The organism is Chitinophaga sp. sic0106, from assembly GCF_019219075.1.
Classification (GTDB): domain Bacteria; phylum Bacteroidota; class Bacteroidia; order Chitinophagales; family Chitinophagaceae; genus Chitinophaga.
On sequence record NZ_JAHUWJ010000029.1, the window covers coordinates 49119 to 71505 of the forward strand.

Annotated in this window: 20 protein-coding genes; 8 read left to right on the forward strand and 12 right to left on the reverse strand. The window is 47.6% G+C overall.

What is annotated here, in order from left to right; genetic code table 11:
• Positions 1-158: 158 nt before the first annotated feature.
• Complete coding sequence (locus tag KW844_RS27550; protein WP_218379991.1) at positions 159-1478, reverse strand: glycerate kinase; 1320 nt, start codon at positions 1476-1478, stop codon at positions 159-161.
• Positions 1479-1549: 71 nt separating this feature from the next.
• Complete coding sequence (locus KW844_RS27555) at positions 1550-1975, reverse strand: hypothetical protein (protein ID WP_218379992.1); 426 nt, start codon at positions 1973-1975, stop codon at positions 1550-1552.
• A 195-nt stretch (positions 1976-2170) separates the two neighbouring features.
• Here KW844_RS27555 and KW844_RS27560 point away from each other — a divergent pair, with 195 nt between their 5' ends.
• Both KW844_RS27560 and KW844_RS27565 read left to right on the forward strand, forming a co-directional pair.
• Positions 2171-5218 carry an amidohydrolase family protein gene (locus KW844_RS27560; protein ID WP_218379993.1) on the forward strand — a complete coding sequence of 1016 codons (3048 nt, stop codon included), beginning with the start codon at positions 2171-2173 and terminating at the stop codon, positions 5216-5218.
• 24 nt (positions 5219-5242) lie between these two features.
• Positions 5243-6520: an amidohydrolase family protein gene (locus tag KW844_RS27565; RefSeq protein WP_218379994.1), complete on the forward strand. Its 1278-nt coding sequence runs from the start codon at positions 5243-5245 to the stop codon at positions 6518-6520.
• A 69-nt stretch (positions 6521-6589) separates the two neighbouring features.
• Here KW844_RS27565 and tyrS read toward each other — a convergent pair whose 3' ends face one another.
• From tyrS to KW844_RS27600, 7 genes are all read right to left on the reverse strand, one after another.
• Positions 6590-7873: a tyrosine--tRNA ligase gene (tyrS, locus tag KW844_RS27570; RefSeq protein WP_218379995.1), complete on the reverse strand. Its 1284-nt coding sequence runs from the start codon at positions 7871-7873 to the stop codon at positions 6590-6592.
• A 192-nt stretch (positions 7874-8065) separates the two neighbouring features.
• The gene (gene rfbD, locus KW844_RS27575; protein ID WP_218379996.1) at positions 8066-8935 is read right to left on the reverse strand and encodes a dTDP-4-dehydrorhamnose reductase; all 870 of its coding nucleotides are present in this window, start codon (positions 8933-8935) and stop codon (positions 8066-8068) included.
• A gap of 8 nt (positions 8936-8943) precedes the next feature.
• The gene (rfbC, locus tag KW844_RS27580) at positions 8944-9504 is read right to left on the reverse strand and encodes a dTDP-4-dehydrorhamnose 3,5-epimerase (RefSeq protein ID WP_218379997.1); all 561 of its coding nucleotides are present in this window, start codon (positions 9502-9504) and stop codon (positions 8944-8946) included.
• Positions 9505-9507: 3 nt separating this feature from the next.
• The gene (gene rfbB / locus KW844_RS27585) at positions 9508-10563 is read right to left on the reverse strand and encodes a dTDP-glucose 4,6-dehydratase (RefSeq protein ID WP_218379998.1); all 1056 of its coding nucleotides are present in this window, start codon (positions 10561-10563) and stop codon (positions 9508-9510) included.
• 19 nt (positions 10564-10582) lie between these two features.
• Positions 10583-11527: a UDP-glucuronic acid decarboxylase family protein gene (locus KW844_RS27590; protein WP_218379999.1), complete on the reverse strand. Its 945-nt coding sequence runs from the start codon at positions 11525-11527 to the stop codon at positions 10583-10585.
• 12 nt (positions 11528-11539) lie between these two features.
• Positions 11540-12853: a UDP-glucose/GDP-mannose dehydrogenase family protein gene (locus KW844_RS27595; RefSeq protein ID WP_218380000.1), complete on the reverse strand. Its 1314-nt coding sequence runs from the start codon at positions 12851-12853 to the stop codon at positions 11540-11542.
• Positions 12850-13989: a DegT/DnrJ/EryC1/StrS aminotransferase family protein gene (locus tag KW844_RS27600; RefSeq protein WP_218380001.1), complete on the reverse strand. Its 1140-nt coding sequence runs from the start codon at positions 13987-13989 to the stop codon at positions 12850-12852. Before KW844_RS27600 ends, KW844_RS27595 begins: the two co-directional genes overlap by 4 nt.
• Before the next feature lie 113 nt (positions 13990-14102).
• Here KW844_RS27600 and KW844_RS27605 point away from each other — a divergent pair, with 113 nt between their 5' ends.
• Positions 14103-15362, forward strand: a complete 1260-nt coding sequence (locus KW844_RS27605; RefSeq protein WP_255578662.1) for a 3-deoxy-D-manno-octulosonic acid transferase — start codon at positions 14103-14105, stop codon at positions 15360-15362.
• Here the strand turns inward: KW844_RS27605 and KW844_RS27610 are convergent.
• Complete coding sequence (locus tag KW844_RS27610; RefSeq protein ID WP_218380002.1) at positions 15332-16258, reverse strand: hypothetical protein; 927 nt, start codon at positions 16256-16258, stop codon at positions 15332-15334. The genes KW844_RS27605 and KW844_RS27610 overlap by 31 nt on opposite strands.
• Positions 16259-16344: 86 nt before the next feature.
• Between KW844_RS27610 and KW844_RS27615 the strand changes: the two genes are divergently transcribed.
• A complete protein-coding gene (locus KW844_RS27615; protein ID WP_218380003.1) occupies positions 16345-16914 on the forward strand; it encodes a thymidine kinase in 570 nt (189 codons plus the stop codon).
• Between the two features lie 93 nt (positions 16915-17007).
• On the opposite strand, the gene KW844_RS27620 is transcribed toward KW844_RS27615, so the two are convergent.
• Both KW844_RS27620 and accC read right to left on the reverse strand, forming a co-directional pair.
• Positions 17008-17490: a GtrA family protein gene (locus KW844_RS27620; protein WP_073083027.1), complete on the reverse strand. Its 483-nt coding sequence runs from the start codon at positions 17488-17490 to the stop codon at positions 17008-17010.
• Between the two features lie 75 nt (positions 17491-17565).
• On the reverse strand, positions 17566-19056 hold the full coding sequence (gene accC, locus KW844_RS27625) for an acetyl-CoA carboxylase biotin carboxylase subunit (protein ID WP_218380004.1): 1491 nt from the start codon (positions 19054-19056) through the stop codon (positions 17566-17568).
• Between the two features lie 90 nt (positions 19057-19146).
• Between accC and KW844_RS27630 the strand changes: the two genes are divergently transcribed.
• From KW844_RS27630 to KW844_RS27645, 4 genes are all read left to right on the forward strand, one after another.
• Entirely contained in the window at positions 19147-19815 is a 669-nt protein-coding gene (locus tag KW844_RS27630) for a heme exporter protein CcmB (protein WP_218380005.1), read from the forward strand.
• A 144-nt stretch (positions 19816-19959) separates the two neighbouring features.
• Entirely contained in the window at positions 19960-20622 is a 663-nt protein-coding gene (ccsA, locus tag KW844_RS27635; protein ID WP_218380006.1) for a cytochrome c biogenesis protein CcsA, read from the forward strand.
• A complete protein-coding gene (locus KW844_RS27640; RefSeq protein ID WP_255578663.1) occupies positions 20619-20858 on the forward strand; it encodes a CcmD family protein in 240 nt (79 codons plus the stop codon). The genes ccsA and KW844_RS27640 overlap by 4 nt, the downstream gene beginning before the upstream one ends.
• Positions 20859-20890: 32 nt before the next feature.
• Positions 20891-22309 carry a Glu/Leu/Phe/Val dehydrogenase gene (locus KW844_RS27645; RefSeq protein WP_218380007.1) on the forward strand — a complete coding sequence of 473 codons (1419 nt, stop codon included), beginning with the start codon at positions 20891-20893 and terminating at the stop codon, positions 22307-22309.
• Positions 22310-22387: the final 78 nt, after the last annotated feature.

The window sequence follows — 22387 nt, forward strand, 5'->3', positions numbered from 1 at the left end:
AAATAATTTGGGTACTGTTTTTTGTGCTTACTTCCTGTAATAGTAGTGATGAGCCTTCGGGGACCCGGGGGAAGGCATTGCCTGCATTAATGCCGGAGGCAACCCGCGCGCAGCGCGGAACTCCGCGTAACGACACCGAAGGCGTCGTTCAAAAAATACTAGGTTATCAGTACAATCTGAATATCCATCACATTCGTTTGCGTAGCACCTGTAATAAACAACCGGTCTACCTGGTTAAAAAAATTCCAGGCATCATTGTTATCCAGAAAAGCAGTGGTACCCAGTTTTAGCAGGCTGGCTTGCTGTAACGTGTAGGCATCAGCGATGGCACCGGCTGCATTCGTCGGCCCATCGGTACCATCCGTGCCGGCGCTGAGAAAGGTCAGATTATTTCCGCTGTAACCCTTTTCCTGTAAGGTTTTTACTGTTGAGAGCATCAGCTCCTGATTGCGTCCGCCTTTGCCGTTACCTTTAATCGTAACAGTGGTTTCACCACCCTGCAACAGGCAGGCTGGCACTTTCTTATCATATTCCAATGCAGTATTGGCTAATTCTTTTCCCGCAATTTTTGCTTCGCCGGCAATAACATCTCCCGATAATACAACCTCATAACCCAATGCCATAGCCTGTTTGGCGGCAGCGGTCAGCGCTACCCGGTTACTCCCGTTGAGGTAATTATGCACATTGTTGAAAATCGGATCACCGGGCTTGGGTGTTTCCGGCACCTCACCGGCAAGGCCCTTGCGGAAATATCGTAGGATAGCAGCCGGAATTTTTGTAGTCAGCTGATAACGTTCCAGGATCGCCATCGTTTGCGCAAAGGTAGTAGGGTCGGGCACTCCGGGGCCTGAGCCGATTACCTCCAGCTTATCACCGGGAACGTCACTGATGATCAGCGTACATAACGTAGCCGGATATATGCGTTTGGCCAGTTGCCCGCCTTTTACGGCGGACAGGTGTTTTCGCACGGTATTCATCTCTTCAATGTTGGCGCCGGAATGCAGCAGTAATTGAAAAAGTTGTTGTACGTCCGGTAAAGTACAACCCTCCGGCACATCGGCCAGCAGGGCAGAAGCGCCACCGGACAACAACAGAATGACCAGGTCGCCCGACTGCAGCCCGCTCACCGCTGCCAGTATTTTTTGGGTAGCCAGCACACTGTTTTCGTCCGGCACGGGGTGCGCTGCTTCCAGCAGTTCCAGCTGCTGTAACGGCAACGCATGATCGTACTTGGTGACCACCACGCCGCTGATGGGTAGGTGTGGCAGCAAAATATTTTCCAAAGCAGCTCCCATCGCTGCCGCCGCTTTGCCGGCGCCTATGACTACTACCCGCGCGTGTGGCGCAATAGGATAGGTATCGTCGTTAAAGGTGATACTGTGGTTATCAGCCGACACCGTTTGACGGATCAGCGTCTGCGGATGCACCGCAGCCACGGCGGCGCTAAAAATCTTTTGTATATCGTCGAATGGGTTCATGGTAAATAAAAACAGCCACACAAAGGTAGTAGTGGCTGTTACAATATTTTTTAGGGAGATGTAAATGCTGTTTATTGAGGTTGTCCTTCCTGCTTCTGTCGTTTCTTCTCAATTTTTGCCTCCAGGTGTTCCTGCTTGTTGAGCGACCAGTCCGTCCATTTTTTATACTGGGCGGCCGTGAGCACTGTTTTGAAGCGTTGGTTCCGTTCGTTATTCAGTTTGTTCATTTCTGACATCGCTTTGGAATTATCTCCTTTTGTGAATTTAACTTTTTCACTTTTTTTAGCAATGTCCAGGTTGATCGCGTAGATCTCTTTGGTTTGTGCTTTGGAGAGTTTCAGTTCCCTGCTGATTTTATCTGTCAGCTTATCAGCTACCCCTTCGGAGTCCCATCGGCCACGAATGGCGGCGCTGTCTTTCTGTTGTGCTACAGCAGTTGTATAGCTGATAGCCAGGCTACTCAGCAATAATATGGCATATGCGGTAAATCTCTTCATAGTCTATAGCATTGAAACAAACATAACGGCTATTCGTAATTTAAATTATCCCTTTTTCGTGTTAATCCAAAATGTTTATCAGGATCTTAGGTAACCCATTAGTACCATTTATAAAAAAATCGATTTATTACTGGTATCCGCTGGGATGATTTGTTAAATTAGGGCCCAAGTCTAAATCGTATAAATATAGTTTTCATGAAAAAAGCTTTTGAGAAACCCGGGCTGGTATTACCCTCCCGTGGATTAACCTATGCCCTGAAGCGGCATCGCAGTCAGCTGCTGCTGGCGGCACTGCTGCTGGCCGGCACCCAGGCCGGTGCGCAGGTCACCTTCCCCACCAACGGTATCTCCGAACCTAAAGAAGGTTGCTACGCCTTCACCCATGCCACCATCGTAAAAGATCCGCAAACAACTGTTACGGATGCCACCCTGGTTATCAGGGATGGAAAGATCGTAGACCTCGGCCCTGGCGCTGCCATCCCCAAGGATGCAGTGGTAGTGGATTGTAAGGGAAAATATATTTACCCTTCCTTTGTGGATATCTATAGCAGCTATGGCCTCGGTGAAGCTAAGAGAGGCGGCGGCTCCTGGAATGCAGCGCCACAATTTCTCTCCAACACCAAAGGAGCATATGGCTGGAACCAGTCCATAAAAAGTGAAGTAAACGCAGTGAGCCTCTTCAACACTGATGCCGCCAAAGCAGCATCACTGCGGGGTGCTGGCTTCGGTACAGTACTTACCCACCAGCAAGACGGCATCGCCAGAGGTACCGCCACCCTGGTTACCCTCGCGGACGACCGGGAAAACAACGTGATCATTCGTGAAAAAGCTGCCTCCGCTTTCTCCTTCGATAAAGGTACTTCTACCCAGAATTATCCTAACTCCCTGATGGGTACTGTTGCCCTCCTGCGCCAGACTTTCCTGGACGGCCAATGGTATAAATCACGCCCGGCCAAAGAAGGTGTGAACCTCAGTCTGCAAGCCTGGAATGATAACCTCCAGCTGCCACAACTATTTGCCGTTAATGATAAATGGGACGCCGTACGCGCCGATAAAATCGGGGATGAATTTGGGGTACAGTTTATCATCAAAGGTGGTGGTAATGAATACCAGCGCATCGCCGAAATTACCGCTACAAAAGCAGCTTATATACTGCCACTGAATTTTCCGGCCGCCATCGACCTGGAAGACCCTACAGACGCACGTTTTGTAGCACTGGCAGATATGAAGCACTGGGAAATGGCACCCAGCGAACCGGGAGCTTTTGAAAAAGCCAATATCCCGTTTGCCCTCACCGCTGCCGACCTGAAAGATGTAAAACAATTCCTTGCCAACGTACGCAAAGCCATTGAATATGGCCTCTCCGAGCAAAAAGCGCTGGAAGCACTTACCAAAACACCTGCTACTTTAATCAAAGCATACGATAAAGTAGGTAGCCTGGAACCCGGTAAGCTGGCGAACTTTCTCATTGCCTCAGGGCCGGTATTTAAAGAAAATACCATCTTACTACAAAACTGGGTGCAAGGGAATAAGTATCAACTGAAAAGTGAAGGCTGGAACGATGTAAGAGGTACCTATAGTATTAACCTCAGTAACGGACAGGCCTATACGATTGAGGTAAAAGGTGCTGCCGACAAGCCACAGGTATCCCTGCTGCAAAAGGATACACTCAGCGGTAAAATCGATATCTCCGATAACCTGATTAACATGGTGCTGCCACTCAGCAAAGGCAGCAATAATGGCCTGCGCCTCAGTGGCATCATCGGTCAGGATAAATGGATGGGCACTGCCGCCGATTCTGCCGGTAACAGTCTCCGCTGGACAGCCATGCTCACCAGGCCATTCCAGCAGAAATCAGACAGCACCAAAAAGATAGCAGCCGCCGAAATTGGGCAGCTGCTGTTTCCATTCAATGGCTATGGCTGGGATAAACTGCCGCAGCAGCAGGACCTGCTGATCCGCAATGCTACCGTATGGACCAACGAAAAAGATGGTAAGCTGGAAAACACAGACGTGCTGGTAAAAGGCGGAAAAATTGCGCAGATAGGTAAGAACCTGTCCGCCGGAAATGCCCGCGTGATCGATGGTACAGGCAAACATCTGTCTGCCGGTATTATCGATGAGCACTCTCACATCGCTATTTCCAAAGGTGTAAATGAGTCGTCGCAGTCGGTTACCGCCGAAGTGCGTATAGCCGATGTCGTGAATCCGGAAGATGTGAATATCTACCGCCAGCTCAGTGGCGGCGTTACCGCTTCGCACCTGCTGCATGGCAGCGCCAACGCGATCGGTGGCCAGAGCCAGCTGATAAAACTGCGCTGGGGACAGTCGGCCGAAGAGCTGAAAGTAGCCGGCACAGATGGTTTTATCAAGTTTGCACTGGGGGAAAACGTGAAGCAGTCCAACTGGGGCGACAGAAACACCGTTCGTTTTCCACAAACCCGTATGGGGGTGGAGCAGGTATATATGGATGCGTTTACCCGTGCCCGTGACTACGAAAAACAAGGTGCCGGCAAGCGCCGGGACCTGGAGCTGGACGCACTCGTGGAAATCCTGAACAGCAAACGCTTTATCACCTGCCACTCCTACGTGCAGAGCGAAATAAATATGCTGATGCATGTGGCAGATACTTTCCACTTCCATGTAAACACCTTTACGCATATACTGGAAGGTTATAAGGTAGCGGATAAGATGAAAGCGCATGGCGCCGGTGCTGGCACCTTTGCGGACTGGTGGGCGTATAAGATGGAAGTACAGGATGCCATTCCACAGAATGCAGGTATTATGCATGAAGTAGGGGTGGTGACTGCTATCAACTCCGATGATGCGGAAATGGCGCGCCGCCTGAACCAGGAAGCAGCCAAGAGCATTAAATATGCCGGCGTTTCAGAGGAAGACGCACTGAAAATGGTGACGCTTAACCCTGCGCGACTCCTGCATGTGGATTCCCGCATGGGCAGCATCAAAGTAGGCAAGGATGCAGACCTGGTGCTGTGGAGCAATGAGCCGCTGAGCATCTATGCGAAAGCTGAAAAAACTATTGTGGATGGTATCGTGGAGTTTGACCGGGAATATGATCTGCAGCTGCGCCAGCGCATTGCAGCAGAGCGTAGCCGACTTACTGCCAAACTGCTGAATGAGAAGAAAAAAGGTACGCCGGTGGAAAAAGCATCTTACCGTCCGGAAGAGATCTACCATTGTGAGGACCTGCAAGGTGGCCATCAGCATGAAGTAATCCAGTAGCCATTAACATTAATCAAGGAAAAAATGAAAAGACAATATATCATTTATACTGCGGCCCTGGCCATGTTCCTGCATAAAGCACAGGCACAGGAAACCGTGTATCCCGCGCCGGCACAGCAAAAGCCGGTGTACCTGACTAATGCCACCATCCATGTGGGCAACGGGCAGGTGATCTCTAACGGCACCATCGCATTCGATAAAGGAAAGATCATTGCAGTAGGCAGTAATGTGAGTGCGGCTGCCAATGCTACCGTGTATGACCTGAAAGGACAGCACGTGTATCCTGGCGTGATTGCGCCGGAATCCAACCTGGGCCTGGTGGAATTCGAAAGTGTGCGTGCTACAAAAGATGAGCGGGAGGTGGGAGAAATCAATCCTTCTGTGCGGTCGTTGATAGCTTATAACACAGATTCAAAAGTGATCAATACCCTGCGTTCCAATGGTATCCTGCTGGCGAGTGTTACGCCTACCGGCGGTATTATCAGCGGTACTTCATCCGTAGTACAACTGGATGCCTGGAACTGGGAAGATGCGGCTTATAAAGCGGATAATGCCCTGCATTTATTTTTACCACGACTGGTGTCGGTGGGCAGTGCCAGCAATGATCCATTTAAAAATTCACTGGCGCAGGTGGAGAGTGTACGTAGCTTTTTCAGAGAGGCAAAAGCTTACCTGGCGGAGCCAAAACATACTGCTACTAACCTGAAATATGAGGCCATGCGTCGCCTGTTCAGCAAAGAGCAGAAACTGTTTATTCATGCGGAGCTGGAAAAGGAAATGTTGCTGGCGATTGACTTCGCAAAGGAGTTTAATGTGGACGTGGTGATAGTAGGTGGTGCGGATTCCTGGCGGATCACCGATCTGCTGAAAGCGAACAATATAGCAGTAATCCTGACGCAGCCACATAGTTTACCGCTCATGCAGGATGATGATGTGGACCAGCCGTATAAAACAGCGGCGCAGTTGCAAAAAGCCGGTGTGTTGTTTTGCCTGAGCAACGAAGGCTTCTGGCAGCAGCGCAACCTCGGATTTGAAGCAGGTACGGCGGCTACTTATGGTCTTACCAAAGAGGAGGCGTTGACTGCTGTAACCTGGAATGCAGCAAAAATCCTTGGTATTGATCAGCAAACAGGTACGCTGGAAACCGGCAAGGATGCGAATATTGCAGTGAGTGCCGGGGATATGCTGGATATGAAATCCAGTGTGATTACCCAGGCGTTTATCCAGGGCCGTGAGGTGAATCTGGATAATAAGCAGAAGCAGCTGTATGAAAGGTATAAAAAGAAATATGGGTTGAAATAGCCTGGCCGCGCGGAGCGCGAAGACCCAAAGGTTATGCACAAAAAAAAGAGCGCCATCGGCGCTCTTTTTTTATATCGTTTTAAGGAGATAATAGTTTTTCTTTCCTTTCTGGATAAGAATGTATTTATCTCTCAGCAGCACTTCGGTGTTTACCACCTTGTCAATGCCTTCTACTTTAATTTTATTCATGCTTACTCCGCCACCTTGTACCATTTTGCGGGCCTCTCCTTTGCTTGGGAAGATGCCGGTGTCGGCCAGGAGGGATACAATGTCCTTACCAGCTTCCAGCTCAGCTTTGGCTACTTCCACCTGTGGAACGCCGGCCATTACATCCAGCAATTGTGCTTCAGTAAGTGACAATAGTAATTCAGCGGTATCATTTCTAAACAGCATTTCAGAAGCCTGTACTGCAAAGTCGTAGGCCGCTTCACCGTGGATAAATACGGTTACTTCCTGTGCGAGGCGTTTCTGTAAAATGCGTTTTTCAGGAGCTTCGCGGTGTTGTGCAATCAGTGCTTCCACTTCCGGTTGTGTGAGGAAGGTGAAGATTTTGATATAGCTTTCCGCATCCACGTCTGTGGTGTTGAGCCAGAACTGGTAGAAGGAATAAGGAGAGGTGCGGCTGCTATCCAGCCATACGGTTCCTGATTCTGTTTTACCGAATTTGGTACCATCTGCTTTTTTGATCAGCGGGCAGGTGAATGCAAAGGCTTCACCGCCGGCTTTACGACGCACCAGCTCTGTACCGGTTACGATGTTGCCCCATTGGTCGGAGCCACCCATCTGCAGTTTACAGTTTTTGGCAGTATACAGGTGGAAGAAATCGTAGCCCTGGATGAGCTGATAGGTGAATTCAGTGAACGACATGCCATTATCGCCTTCCAGTCTCTTTTTTACGGAGTCTTTGGACATCATGTAGTTCACGGTGATATGTTTACCGGTATCGCGGATAAAGTCGAGGAAGGTGATGTTTTGGAACCAGTCAAAGTTATTCACCATTTCCGCAGCGTTAGGCCTGGCGGGGTCGAAATCGAGGAATTGTTCCAGTTGGGCCTTGATGCCGGCTACGTTTTTAGCCAGTGTTTCCAGGTCCAGCATTTTTCTTTCTTCTGCTTTGAAGGAAGGATCGCCCACCATGCCGGTAGCACCACCCACCAATGCCAGGGGTTTATGTCCTGCCTTCTGAAGGTGTACCAGCAGTAGGATAGGGACCAGGCTGCCGATGTGCAAAGATGCCGCAGTAGGGTCAAAACCGATATAAGCGGTGGTCATTTCCTTTTGCAGTTGCTCTTCGGTGCCGGGCATCATATCCTGTAGCATGCCACGCCAGCGCAGTTCTTCTATCAGATTCATGAGTCTAAAAATTTGTCAATTTTGCAAACCTACTGAAATAATAGGAATGGTTATGGAATAAATGAATTTGAACTTATGTACTGTCTATTTTTAATATATGTATAATTTACTTAATCAAATAGAAGTAATAAGGTGTAATAAAAAAGATCGCACCTCATCAGAGGTGCGATCTTTTTTTATTACACTAATAATTTATTGAATAAATTTCAGACACACTGCCAGGCTATCCCGCCAGTAAGGAACTTCAATGCCAAAAGTAGCCTTGATCTTCTCCTTATTCATCACACTGTAAGCAGGTCTTTTAGCCGGTGTGGGATATTTGTCCGAAGTAATAGGTGATACCTTGGTGGTGGCGCCTGTAAGCTCTTTAATAGCTACCGCGAAATCGAACCAGCTGGTAACGCCTTCATTACTGTAGTGGTATACGCCACCGGTGGGCGCAGCAGGTTGTTCAAAACGTTGCTGCAGGATTTGCAGTAAAACTTTTGCCAGATCTACAGCGTAGGTAGGCGTGCCGGCCTGATCAAATACTACGTTCAGCTCAGGTCTTTCCTGCATTAGTTCCTTCATACGTTTGGCGAAGTTGACACCAAACTCAGAATACAACCAGGAAGTACGCACTACAATGTTATTTTCATTCACATCCAGTACAGCCGCTTCACCACGCATCTTGGAACTGCCATACACGCTCTGCGGATCAGTTTCGTCTGTTTCCTTGTATGGTACACAGGCATTGCCATTAAATACGTAATCAGTGGAAATATGCACCAGTTGCGTATTATGGTTCGCGCAGGCTTCTGCCAGTGCAAGCGGTCCCTGGAAGTTCAATACAAATGCAGTGTCCTCATCACTTTCCGCTTTATCAACTGCCGTATAGGCGGCACAGTTAATGCAAGCATCCGGTTTGTTTTCGCTGAAATAGTTATTCACTGCCTCTGCATCGGTGATGCTCAGCGTGTCATAGTCTGTATAAATCAGATTGAAATCAGGAAACTCGCCGGCTATCTTTCGGATAGCCTGCCCTAATTGTCCATTACCTCCGGTAATCAGAATATTTTTCATGATGCGTATTATCGGTTGTAAGTAAAGTTATGTGAGATATCGGCCAGCTTAGGCAGTATCAGGTCTTTGTCAGATACCACCGCATCTTTCAGGTCAATTCCCCAGTCAATTTTCAACGCAGGATCATTGAAAATAATGCCACCCTCACTGGCTTTATGATAAAAATTGTCACATTTATACATCACTTCAGCGGTTTCGCTGATAACGGCGTATCCATGTGCAAAACCTTGTGGAACCAGCAGTTGTTTCTTATTTTCTGCACTCAGCTCAATTGCAAAAGACTCGCCATAAGTAGGTGAACCGGTGCGAATATCCACCGCAACATCAATGATACGACCTTCCAGTACTCTTACCAGTTTAGTTTGGGCATAAGGTGCCAGCTGATAATGCAGTCCTCGTAATACACCGTAGGTGCTACGTGCCTGGTTATCCTGTACAAATTTATAGTCGATGCCGGCAGCACTGAAGGTACTGGCATTATAACTTTCGAAAAAGTAACCACGGTGATCGCCGTGTACAACAGGTTCAAATACCAGCAGATCCGGTATATGTGTTTCTATAAAAGGCATATATTATCTTTTCTGGTACTGCTCGCTGTAATATTGTTGATAGGCGCCGCTGGTTACGTGGTCCAGCCATTCCTGGTTCTGGAGATACCAGTCCACCGTTTTCTCTAATCCTTCTTCAAACTGAAGAGATGGTTCCCAGCCCAGTTCTTTATTCAACTTGGTTGCATCAATGGCATACCTTAAGTCATGGCCTGCGCGGTCTTTCACAAATGTGATCAGCTGTGCACTGGTACCCTCTGGGCGTCCCAGCTTTTTATCCATCACTTTGCAAAGCAGTTGAATCAGATCAATGTTTTTCCACTCGTTAAATCCACCGATATTGTAAGTTTCTCCCAGGCGGCCGTTATGGAAAATAGTATCAATCGCACGGGCATGGTCTTCTACAAACAGCCAGTCGCGCACATTTTCACCTTTACCGTACACTGGTACCGGCTTATTGTTTTTGATATTATGAATGGCCAGCGGAATTAATTTCTCCGGAAAATGATGAGAGCCGTAGTTATTAGAGCAATTAGAAATAATAGCAGGGAGATGGTAAGTGTGATAGTAGGCCATCACAAAGTGGTCGGAACTGGCTTTCGATGCAGAATACGGAGAACGGGGATCATACGAAGTTTCTTCTGTAAAGAAGCCCTCTTCGCCCAGTGAGCCATATACTTCATCGGTAGACACATGATAGAACAGTTTGCCTTCCTCATTACCTTTCCAGTATTTCCTGGCGGTGTTCAGCAATACAGCTGTACCCAATACATTGGTTTTAATGAATGCCAGTGGTTCCATGATAGATCTGTCCACATGACTTTCCGCTGCCAGATGTATCACGCCATCAAAAGCATAACGCTGAAAGAGTGTATCTACAAAGGCTTCATCCATGATGTCACCTTTTTCGAAGATATAATTAGGCTTGTCTTTTACGTCTGTCAGGTTTTCCAGATTACCGGCATAGGTCAGTGCGTCGAGATTTACGATCTGATAGTCAGGGTATTTGTTTACAAATAATCTGACTACATGGGAGCCAATAAATCCGGCACCGCCGGTAATTAAAAGTTTCCGCTTCATGGGAATTGAAATGTCGGTTTTATTTTGATAATGCTTTTTTGAAGTAGTCGTAGGTAATCCGCAAACCCTCTTCCCTGCCTACTTTAGGAGCCCAGGATAAAAGTGTACGGGCCTTGGTAATGTCAGGTTGCCGTTGTTTAGGATCATCTTTAGGCAGCGGAAGATAAACTATTTTTTGTTTAGACCCGGTTAACCGGATCACCTCTTCCGCAAACTGGTTAAGGGTGATCTCCTCCGGATTGCCGATGTTAACAGGCAGATGGTAGTCTGATAACAAAAGCCGGTAAATGCCTTCTATCAGGTCTTCCACATAACAGAAGGAGCGGGTTTGACTTCCATCCCCAAATACGGTGAGGTCTTCCCCGTTCAATGCCTGACTCATAAATGCCGGCAAAGCGCGGCCATCGTTGAGTCGCATACGTGGACCATAAGTATTGAAGATGCGTACGATCCGGGTTTCTACACCATGGAAATTATGATAAGCCATGGTAATGGATTCCAGGAAGCGCTTGGCTTCGTCATACACCCCTCTCGGACCTACGGGATTTACATTCCCCCAGTATTCCTCCGGTTGAGGATGTACCGTAGGATCGCCATATACTTCTGAAGTGGAGGCCACCAATATTCTGGCTTTCTTCTCTTTTGCCAGGCCCAGTAAATTGTGTGTTCCCAGTGATCCTACTTTTAATGTCTGTATCGGCATTTTCAGATAATCAATGGGGCTTGCGGGGGAGGCAAAGTTCAGAATGTAGTCGAGTTTACCGGGAACGTGCACAAATTTGGTCACATCATGGTGGTAATACTCAAAGTCAGGTAAGGGGAACAAGTGTTCGATATTGCTGATATTTCCTGTGAGAAGGTTATCCATGGCGATTACATGATAACCCTCTTTAATAAAGCGATCACAAAGATGTGAGCCCAGGAAGCCGGCTGCGCCGGCTATCAGGATTCTCTTTTTTTCCATATTAGAAAAGCGTTAAGAAACAACAGGAGTACGGCCTACGCTCTCGTAATGATAACCCAGTTCACTCATACGGCTTACTTCAAATAGGTTTCTGCCATCAAAAATGGCTTTATTTTTTAAGGCTGATGAAATTTTGTTGAAATCAGGTGTTCTGAACACACTCCATTCTGTACAGATAATGAGTGCATCGGCGTTTTCCAGGCAGTTATACTGGTGCTCACCATAAGTGATTTTATCACCCATTAACTGTTTCACATTGTGCATCGCTTCGGGATCAAACACCGCCACGGTAGCGCCTTCCGCCAACAGGTACTCTATCATGTATAACGCCGGCGCCTCCCGGATATCGTCTGTGTTTGGTTTAAACGCCAGTCCCCACATCGCGAAATGCTTTCCTTTCAGGTCGTTCCCAAAGTATGCCTTAATCTTTGGCATGAGAAACAGCTTCTGCGCTTCGTTTACGTCCATCACGGCATTGAGGATCTTAAAGTCGTAATCGGCTTCTTCAGATGATTTAACGAGTGCCTGTACGTCTTTAGGGAAACAGCTGCCGCCATATCCGATGCCAGGAAACAGGAAACGCTTGCCTATGCGGTCATCACTGCCGATACCACGGCGTACCATATCCACATCCGCACCCAACTTTTCACACAAGATAGCAATCTCGTTCATGAATGAAATTTTGGTAGCGAGGAAAGAGTTAGCCGCGTATTTGGTTAGTTCGGCGGACTTTTCATCCATATATATCACCGGGTTGCCCTGGCGTACAAAGGGGGCAAAAAGTTCGCCCATCACTTTACGGGCTTTTTCTGATTCCGTACCGATAATTACCCGGTCAGGTTTCATGAAATCATCTACAGCCACACCTTCTCTTAAAAACTCCGGGTTGGAAACCACATCGAAAGGAACAGTCGTATTGCGGGCTATTGCTGCCGCTACCTTTTCGGCGGTGCCAACAGGTACGGTGCTTTTGTCTACAATAACGGTATAATCTGTAATCATTTTTCCCAGCTGATCAGCTACGCCTAACACATAGGAGAGGTCAGCAGCCCCGTCAGCACCGGGAGGGGTTGGCAAAGCGAGAAAGATCACGGCTGCATCCTTTATGCCTTCCTGTAGGTCGGTCGTAAAGTGCAGGCGGTCTTCTTTGAGGTTTCTTTCGAATAGTTTTTCCAGGCCGGGTTCATAAATGGTAATCTGGCCGGATGATAATTTCTGTACTTTGTTGGCATCGATGTCGACACAGGTTACATCGTTTCCTGTTTCTGCAAAACAGGTACCGGTTACGAGTCCAACGTAACCGGTACCTACTACTGTAATCTTCATGCAGGGTTCTGATTTAGAAATGATTTGACGGATTGAATAATGTGATCGAGTTGATCAGCGTCCATTTCAGTGTGTATTGGCAAGGAAATCACCTTGTGGGTGAGGGCGTCGGTTACTGGTAAATCAAATTCAGCACCACCAAAATCTGCGAACATTTTCTGACGGTGTGCCGGAACAGGATAGTAAATCATGGCAGGTACCTGCTTTTCAGCCAGGTATTGCTGCAGTGCGAGTCTGTCGGCTCCTTCCAGCTGTAAAGTATATTGATGAAACACGTGGTAGCTGTTAGCTGCACGATATGGTGTCACTATCTGCGGAACGTCCGCAAACGCTGCATCATAGGCATCGGCTACTGCGCGGCGTGCTTTTACATATTCATCCAGTAATGGCAGTTTAATGCGTAATACAGCAGCCTGCACGGTGTCTAAGCGGGAGTTAACGCCCACCACATCGTGGTAGTAACGGGCGGACTGGCCATGGTTTGCTACCATGCGGATCTGTGCAGCAATGGCATCGTCATTGGTAAAAATAGCACCACCATCTCCATAACAACCCAGATTTTTAGACGGGAAGAATGAAGTACAGCCAATATGTCCAATAGCACCCGCTTTTTTCTTGCTGCCGTCCTTAAAGGTATAATCAGCACCAATTGCCTGTGCATTATCTTCAATCACATACAGGTTATGTTTGTTGGCGACTTCCATCAGTGGCTCCATGTCGGCCACATGACCATACAAATGCACCGGTACAATCGCTTTGGTTTTAGGGGTAATGGCTTTTTCAATCTGTGCCACATCCAGGCAGTAGGTTTTAGGATCAATGTCCACAAACACCGGCTTCAGGCGCAGCAAGGCTATCACTTCAGCGGTAGCAATAAAAGTGAAAGAAGGAGTAATCACTTCATCACCTGGTTCGAGGCCCAGGGCCATCATGGCAATCTGTAACGCGTCAGTACCGTTGGCGCAAGGTATCACGTGCTTTACATCTAAATACTGCTGTAATTCCTGAGAAAACTGCTGCACAGCTCCGCCGTTAATAAAGGCAGAACTCTCCAAAACTTCCTGGATGGCTGCATCAACCTGTGGTTTAATCTTGTTGTACTGGCGTTTCAAATCTACCATCTGAATAGGAACCATATGCGCTGTATATTTTTATTTTGTTTAAAGTGTGCAAATTTACAAAAATTGACGTTGGGAGGGACCTATCTTTGTACCTCCTCAAAATTTGGGTAAAAGTACGCAAGCAAAACATGATAGCATCTATTATATATAACTTATTTATCAGGTTATACCGGTTGGGGGTAGGAATCGCCGCAACAGCCGGCAACCAGAAAGCCCAAAAGTGGATCAATGGCCGCCGGCATTGGGCCAGCCAGCTCAAAGAGCAGCACCTGGAAAGGGCGGCAGTGGTGTGGGTACATGCCGCATCCCTCGGGGAATTTGAACAGGGAAGGCCCGTACTGGAAGCTATCAGGGCTGCCTATCCCGGCCATAAAATTTTGTTAACTTTTTTCTCCCCATCAGGTTATGAGGTACGCCACAACTATCCCGGGGCCGACTATATCTGCTACCTGCCACTGGATACCCCGGCAAATGCCAGGCAGTTTGTAGAAATAGTAAAGCCACAACTGGTTATTTTTATCAAGTATGAATTCTGGTTACATTTCCTAACTGAATTGCATACACGAAAAATACCGGTGCTGCTGATTTCGGGCATCTTCCGGAACGATCAGGTCTTCTTTAAGCCCTATGGCGGCATGTTTCGCCGGCTGCTGGGCGGGTTTACGCACCTGTTTCTTCAAAACCAGGCCTCTATGGAGCTGTTGCAGCAGTTAGGTCTCAAAAATATATCTGTCAGCGGAGATACCCGGTTCGACCGGGTGGCGGCATTACTCCAGGATGGTAACACCTTGCCGCTCATCGACAAGTTTGCCGCTGAAAGCCGCCTGCTGGTGGCAGGTAGTACCTGGCCTGATGATGAACAGCTGCTTGCCGGCTGGTGGAACACGCCACAAAATGCTAACCTGAAACTGGTCATAGCCCCGCATGAAATACACGAAGCGCATATCCAGTCCATTCTCCGGCATTTTCCTGACGCGGTGCGCTATTCCGCACTGAAAGAGAACTGGCAGGAAGCGAAGGTGCTGATTATAGATAATATCGGTATGCTCACCACTCTCTATAAATATGCTACCATCGCCTATGTAGGCGGCGGTTTGGGCAAAGGTGGTATTCATAATATCCTGGAACCGGCGGTGTATGGCATGCCGGTGATCATCGGCCCCGTGTATGAAAAATACTTTGAGGCAGTGGAACTCGTGGCCGCAGGTGGTGCACTGGTGGTACATGACGAGGCGCAATTGAAGGATACCCTGCATCAACTGTTGACAGCCGATGAGGTGTATAAAAAAGCAGCGGCCACCAGTAAGTCTTACGTGATGGCCAACCAGGGAGCTACCCCAAAAATTATGGATTATATTCAGGAGAAGCGCTTCCTGAGCAATGTATAAAATTGCTGTACCAGCGGATGATCATCCTGCCAGCCTTGCAATATCTTTATTTCCCGTTGTATCCAGCGGTCCGCATCCTGCAATGAAGGGAAGTCGTTGATGGTTTTGATGGATCGCTCGTACAGGTCAGTATCGTTGTTAAAGAGTTCTGAAATGAACTGGTATTTATCATTGATCCCAATGGCGCTCTTCAGGTCCTGCACCCGCTGTTGACCGAGCTTCTGCCCCAATTCTACTTTTTGCTGCGCCAGCCTTTCGTTTAACGATGCCGGTGCAGTATGGCCATTATTGGTTTTCGGTTCTATGTTATCGAAAAGTGTTGCTATTGCAGGCTTTGACTTTTCAGCTGCCGGCTGATGGAATAGCGGCTCCGGTGCAGGTGCCTGCTGGGGCATGGCGGCCGGAGGTATCGGAGCATGTTGTACGGGCGAGGGTTCCGGGTGGTAAGCAGGTGCCGGCGGATTATACGGCGCCGGTATTTCCTGCTGGTATTGCACCGGTGCCGGAGGTATCTGCTCCGGTGTCTGTTCCCGCTGGTGCACTGGCGCTGCCGTCTCCACTTTTTCCTCTGTAACCGGTGGTTCCCAGGATACAACAGGTATTTCCTTTTCCGGAATATCCGTTTGCGTTACTTCCGGTTTATTTGCCGGTAATGTTGTAGTTTGCACCGCTGGTTCAGGAACAGTCACAAATGTTTCCTGGCGTGCAGGCATAATTACAGCAATCTGCCCCTGGTTAGACTGCGCCTGTATTTGCTGGTTTTGCTGATGCTGACGGTTACGCGCATGCAATACCTCTGCCTGCAACATCTGCGTATAATACGAGATCGTTTGCAGGTCGGCGCCGGTATACCTCAATTCCTGAAGCTTGTCAATTAATGCATATATTTTTTCCATGCCTTAATTGTTAAACGGTGAATAATAGATAATTATTTCACTAAAATTATGGTATTTTAATTAATTAATAATCAAAATAGTACATTATGTTTATTGAACCTTCTCTTGCAGGAGGACGCAGAGGCTGGATAGAAGTTATTTGCGGCTCAATGTTCTCCGGAAAAACGGAAGAACTGATCCGCCGACTCAAACGCGCACGGATTGCCAACCTGAAAGTGGAGATCTTTAAACCTGCTGTAGATACACGTTATGATGAGGTCGACATTGTATCACACGATGAGAACTCAATCAGGTCTACCCCTATCGAAAACTCCCAGCAGATTCTTTTGCTGGCCCAGGAAGTGGATGTAGTGGCCATTGATGAAGCGCAGTTCTTTGATGCGGAATTACCTAATGTATGTGATCAGCTGGCCTTACGCGGTATTCGCGTGATTATAGCCGGACTGGACATGGATTTTGCAGGAAACCCTTTTGGCCCTATGCCGGCACTGCTGGCAAAGGGAGAATATATCACCAAGCTCCACGCTATTTGCGTGAAATGTGGGCATATCGCTAATTTCTCTTACCGTAAGTCTCAAACCAAAGAAACGCTGTTACTCGGTGAAAAAGATTTGTACGAACCCCGTTGCCGCCATTGCTATTACGAAGGGCAATAATCATATAGCTGACGCTATCATAACAAAAAAGGGTTCCGGGTCTTAGATCCGGAACCCTTTTAATGAGATACCATTAGCATCTCACTAAAAAAATTATATGCTTTGTTTAACCTTAAACGTAAATTTCTTTTGTGTAAGATAGCTGAAAATCACTACCACAGCGGTAGTGCAGATTCTGGCAACGGTAGGGAAGAGGTGCAGGTGCTCTACAAACAGTTTCATCAACGCATAATTCAATAACACACATACACCCACCAGCATGAAATAGCGGAACAACTGCGTACGTCCCTGGAGGTTAGACTCCGAAAACACCACGTACTTGCTCAGCAGGAAGCCGGTAGGGAAAGTCACCGCCATAGACATGAACATAGCCGCAATGTGGGCGCCGATGTTAATAAATGGCAGATGCACCACCTGTTTTTCCAGGATGAAGTTGTAGCATATGAAATACAGGAAAATATCCAGCAAGGTATTCCCACCCCCACAAGCCAGGTAGCGGAACGTCTGCTTGGGAATTATTCCACTGAATGGTTTATGGAAGAAGTCAATAATGTTGAGTATGAGTCTGCGTATCATATTAAAAAGTCCCGCAAAGTTAAACGTTTCCAATTTTTATGGAAGCACTTTAACTTATTTAACATAAATATTGAATTATCTTAACGTATTACGTTTTTTCCACGCGCTTGCGCCCTGGTTGACCGTTAAAGCTTCCTGTCGTAAAGCTAATTGATCCTGCTGCCATACCTGTGCAGCCAGGATAGCGGCAAGTTTATTCAGCCGTGGATCCTCATTCAGCAGGCATTGCGGCGTAAAATATTTTCCAATAAAATTGGTATCGAAGTTACCTTCTATGAACGCAGGATGTTGCAAAGCCCAGTGTCCAAACGGCAGCGTGGTGCGGATACCTTTTACCTGGTACTCTTCAATGGCACGGAGGAGGCGGAACCTGGCTTCTTCACGGGTACTACCCCAGGCAATCAGTTTGGCAATCATAGGATCATAGTAGATGGGGATATCCATTCCCTGCTCATATCCGTCGTCTACCCGCACGCCATAGCCCTGCGGGCGTATATAGGTTTCCAGTTTTCCTGTATCGGGGAGAAAATTATTGGCCGGGTCTTCTGCACACACGCGTAATTCAATGGCATGTCCATTAATCTGCAGGCTCTCCTGACTAAACGTTAATTGCTCGCCCCTGGCTACTTTTATCTGTTCTTTAACCAGGTCCAGGCCGGTAATCAGCTCCGTAACCGGATGCTCTACCTGCAGGCGGGTATTCATTTCCAGGAAATAGAAGTTAAGTTGTTCATCAACCAGGAATTCCACGGTACCAGCTCCATAGTAGTTGCAGGCCCGGGCTACATCCACGGCACATTTGCCCATAGCGGCCCTGATGGCCGGTGTGAGTACCGAAGATGGTGCCTCTTCAATCAGTTTCTGGTGCCGGCGCTGAATAGAACATTCGCGCTCAAAGAGATATACATAGTTGCCGTGCTGGTCGCCCAGTATCTGTATTTCAATATGGCGGGGCGATCCCACGTATTTTTCTATAAACACCGCGTCATCGCCGAAAGCACTCATGGCTTCACTTTTGGCCAGGCGGATCTGTTCTTCCAGTTCTTCCGGGGCATTTACCACCCGCATACCTTTACCACCACCGCCGGCACTGGCTTTAATCAGAATAGGGAAGCCGGTTTTCTGTACCACTTCCTTCGCTTCTTCCAGACTTCGGAGTGGCGTTTCTGTACCAGGTACCATGGGCACCCCAAATTGCTGTGCGGCCTGTTTGGCGGCCAGCTTACTACCCATCACCTCAATAGCCGCAGGGGAGGGGCCAATGAAAGTAAGACCTGCAGCTTTCACCTTTTGGGCAAAAACGGCATTCTCACTCAGGAAACCATATCCGGGATGGATAGCATCCGCGCCTCTTTCTTTAGCCACCGCAATAATCTTGTCTGCCAGCAGGTACGACTGACTGGAAGGCGCAGGGCCAATACAAACGGCCTCGTCAGCATATTGTACAAAAGGCATGGTGCGGTCGGCCTCGGAAAACACTGCAAGGGTTTTGATACCCATTTCATGTGCAGAACGCATGATTCGTAACGCTATCTCCCCTCTGTTGGCTACCAGAATTTTTTTCATCAGCTCGGAATTTATATAAAGGGCAATATAAGGAATCGCTGCCAGCTAACCACAGGTTTTAACCTTCAATGACTATCTTTGCGCCTAATCATGAAGAAAAATAATCCGATCCAACAAACGCTCACACTCGTGAAAAAGGATTTATTGCTGGAAATGCGCCAGCAGTATGCATTTTATGGTGTGCTGCTCTATATAGTATCCACCGTTTTCGTGATCAACCTGATGATGGGTAAGCCGGAAGATAAGCTCTGGAATGCGCTTTTCTGGGTGGTGCAACTGTTTGTTGCCGTCAATGCCGTGGCCAAGAGCTTCATGCAGGAAAGCAAGGGGCGGTTGCTCTATTTTTATTCTTTGGTACATCCCCGGTATTTTATTGCCGCCAAGCTGATATATAATATTATACTCATGGTGGTGATGAGCCTGATCGCGCTGGGGGCCAGTATTATGCTGCTGGGCAACCCCATCACTAACCCGGGCTATTTTGTAAGCGTAGTGCTGCTGGGAGGTGTCAGCTTATCGCTGCTCTTTACCATGCTGGCAGCTATTGCGGCGCAGGCCAACCACAGCGCGGCGCTCATGGCAATTATGGGTTTTCCGCTGATCCTGCCCATCCTGATGCTGCTCTCTAATATTTCCGTGTCTGCTTTTCTGACAGTTTTTCAGCCGGACCTGCCGCGGATGTTCTGGTTACTGGGGGGACTCGACTTCCTCGTAATCGCCCTCTCTCTCATACTTTTTCCTTTTTTGTGGAAAGACTAGTTAGTGAAATCGCAAAGAAATGCCTTACTTATAATAAGTATGTTTAATGAGTTTTCGGGGTTATTTGATAAACTTAAAATCCCTTAAAATCTTTGTGATTAACGCTAAAACGTGTAGGTTTGCCCCGGAATATAGCTTCAAAAAATGGCCAGACATTGGTGGAAAGCATTGGCGATACTGCTTCTTTTATACGTAATTATCGCCGGGTTCACTATCGAAATACCAATCATAGGAACAAACGGACAATCATCCCGTGGACTGTTTTTTCATGTGCCCATGTGGTTATGCATGTATACGATGTTCACCATCTCCGTAGTTAATTCGCTACGTTTTCTTTCGGGGTATGATCTGAAAAAAGATGTGTATGCATCAACCGCTGCGCGTGTCGGGATACTTTTTGGTGTCCTGGGGTTTGCTACCGGCTCCCTGTGGGCAACCTATACCTGGGGCGGCACGCTTACCAGCGATCCTAAGCAGATGTGTACGGCGATAGCTTTATTAATTTATATGGCTTACCTGGTGCTGCGCCTGTCGATCCACGACATGGACAAACGTGCACGTATATCCGCCGTGTTCAACATTTTCGCTTTTGCCCTGCTTATACCGCTTACCTATATCATTCCTAAAATGGTGGATTCCCTCCATCCGGGTAGTGCTACCACACCAGGATTCTCCGAAAAAGATACGGATCACAAAATGATGATGGTGCTTTATCCTGCCTTTATTGGCTGGATACTGCTGAGTGTATGGATTTATACACTGGCTGTACGATACAAAAAATTAGAACTCAAAAATATTTTTAAATGATCCATAGAAGAATATTCTCCCGTGTCCTTACCATCATGTTACTGCTGATCTCTTTCCTGGCCAATGCCCAGCAGCAGAATACAGAATCGGGTCCGGTAAACGAATTGTTCCGGAGCAATGGTAAGATCTATGTGATAGTAGGAATTTTGGTGATTATCTTCATCGGTATTGTGTTATTTCTGATCAATCTGGATAGAAAGATCGGCAAGTTGGAAGATAGGGATAGAAATCTGTAGGAAATCTAATCATTATACCAAAACGATATATTATGCCGCAAGATCAGCATTACAGTTTTTTCCAGAGTGTGGAAAGAAGCTTTGATAAAGCAGCAGCCTTTACCAAATGGGATAAAGGTATTCTGGAACAGATCAAAGCTTGTAACGCCGTTTACCAGATCAAATTCCCGGTGCGCATCGGCGAATCTGTACAGGTAATCGAAGCATACCGCGTTCAGCACTCCCATCACAAACTGCCTTGTAAAGGTGGTATCCGCTTCAGTGAAGAAGTGAACCAGGATGAAGTGATGGCCCTTGCTTCCCTCATGACCTACAAATGTGCGATCGTAAACGTACCATTTGGCGGCGCTAAAGGAGGCCTCAAAATTAACCCCCGCAATTACACCCCATTCCAGCTGGAAGCGATCACCCGCCGCTACACTGCCGAGCTGGTAAAGAAAAACTTTATTGGCCCCGGTACAGACGTTCCCGCTCCTGACTATGGTACAGGAGAAAGAGAAATGAGCTGGATCCTGGATACCTATATGAGCCTCCGTCCGGGAGAAATCGACGGCTATGGTTGCGTAACCGGTAAACCTGTTTCACAGGGCGGTGTGCGCGGTCGTACCGAAGCTACCGGCCTCGGTGTGTTCTACGGCCTCCGTGAACTCTGCAACATTAAGGAAGACATGGACCGACTAGGCCTTTCTACCGGTATCGAAGGAAAACGGGTAGTCGTACAAGGTATGGGTAACGTAGGTTACCACGCTGCCAAATACTTCCACGAAGCAGGTGCTAAAGTAATCTGCCTCATCGAGTGGGACGGTGCCATCTTCAATGAAAATGGCCTGAACCCCGACGAAGTGCTCAAGCACAAAAAAGCTACCGGCTCCATCAATAATTTCCCAGGTGCTACCAACCTGAATAAAAATACAGACGGCCTGGAACTGGATTGCGAAATCCTCATCCCTGCTGCCCTGGAAAATGTGATTGATAAACACAACGCACCTAACGTTAAAGCACGTATCATCGGCGAAGCAGCCAACGGTCCGCTCACCCCTGAGGCAGACGAAATCCTCAACAAAAAAGGCGTGATCGTAGTGCCGGATATGTTCCTGAACGCAGGTGGTGTAACCGTTTCTTACTTCGAATGGTTGAAAAACCTCAGCCATGTACGTTATGGTCGCCTCGGCAAACGCTTCGATGAGAATATGAATATGCATATCCTCCAAACCATTGAAGACCTGACCGGCAAAAAAGTATCTGACAAAGAAAGAAAATTCATCGCCCACGGTGCGGACGAAGTGGATCTGGTATATTCCGGCCTGGAAGAAACCATGCACGCTGCCCTCCACGAAGTACGTGATGTAATGATCAGTAACCCGGAAATACATGATATGCGTACCGCCGCTTATGTGTGCGCTATCAACAAAGTAGGTGCCGCCTACGAGCAACTGGGTATCTTCCCTTGATTATACAGCGTTATTATATTTTTTTTAAAGGGAGATGGAAGAGCCGCGGCTTCTCCATCTCCCTTTAAAATTTAAAGC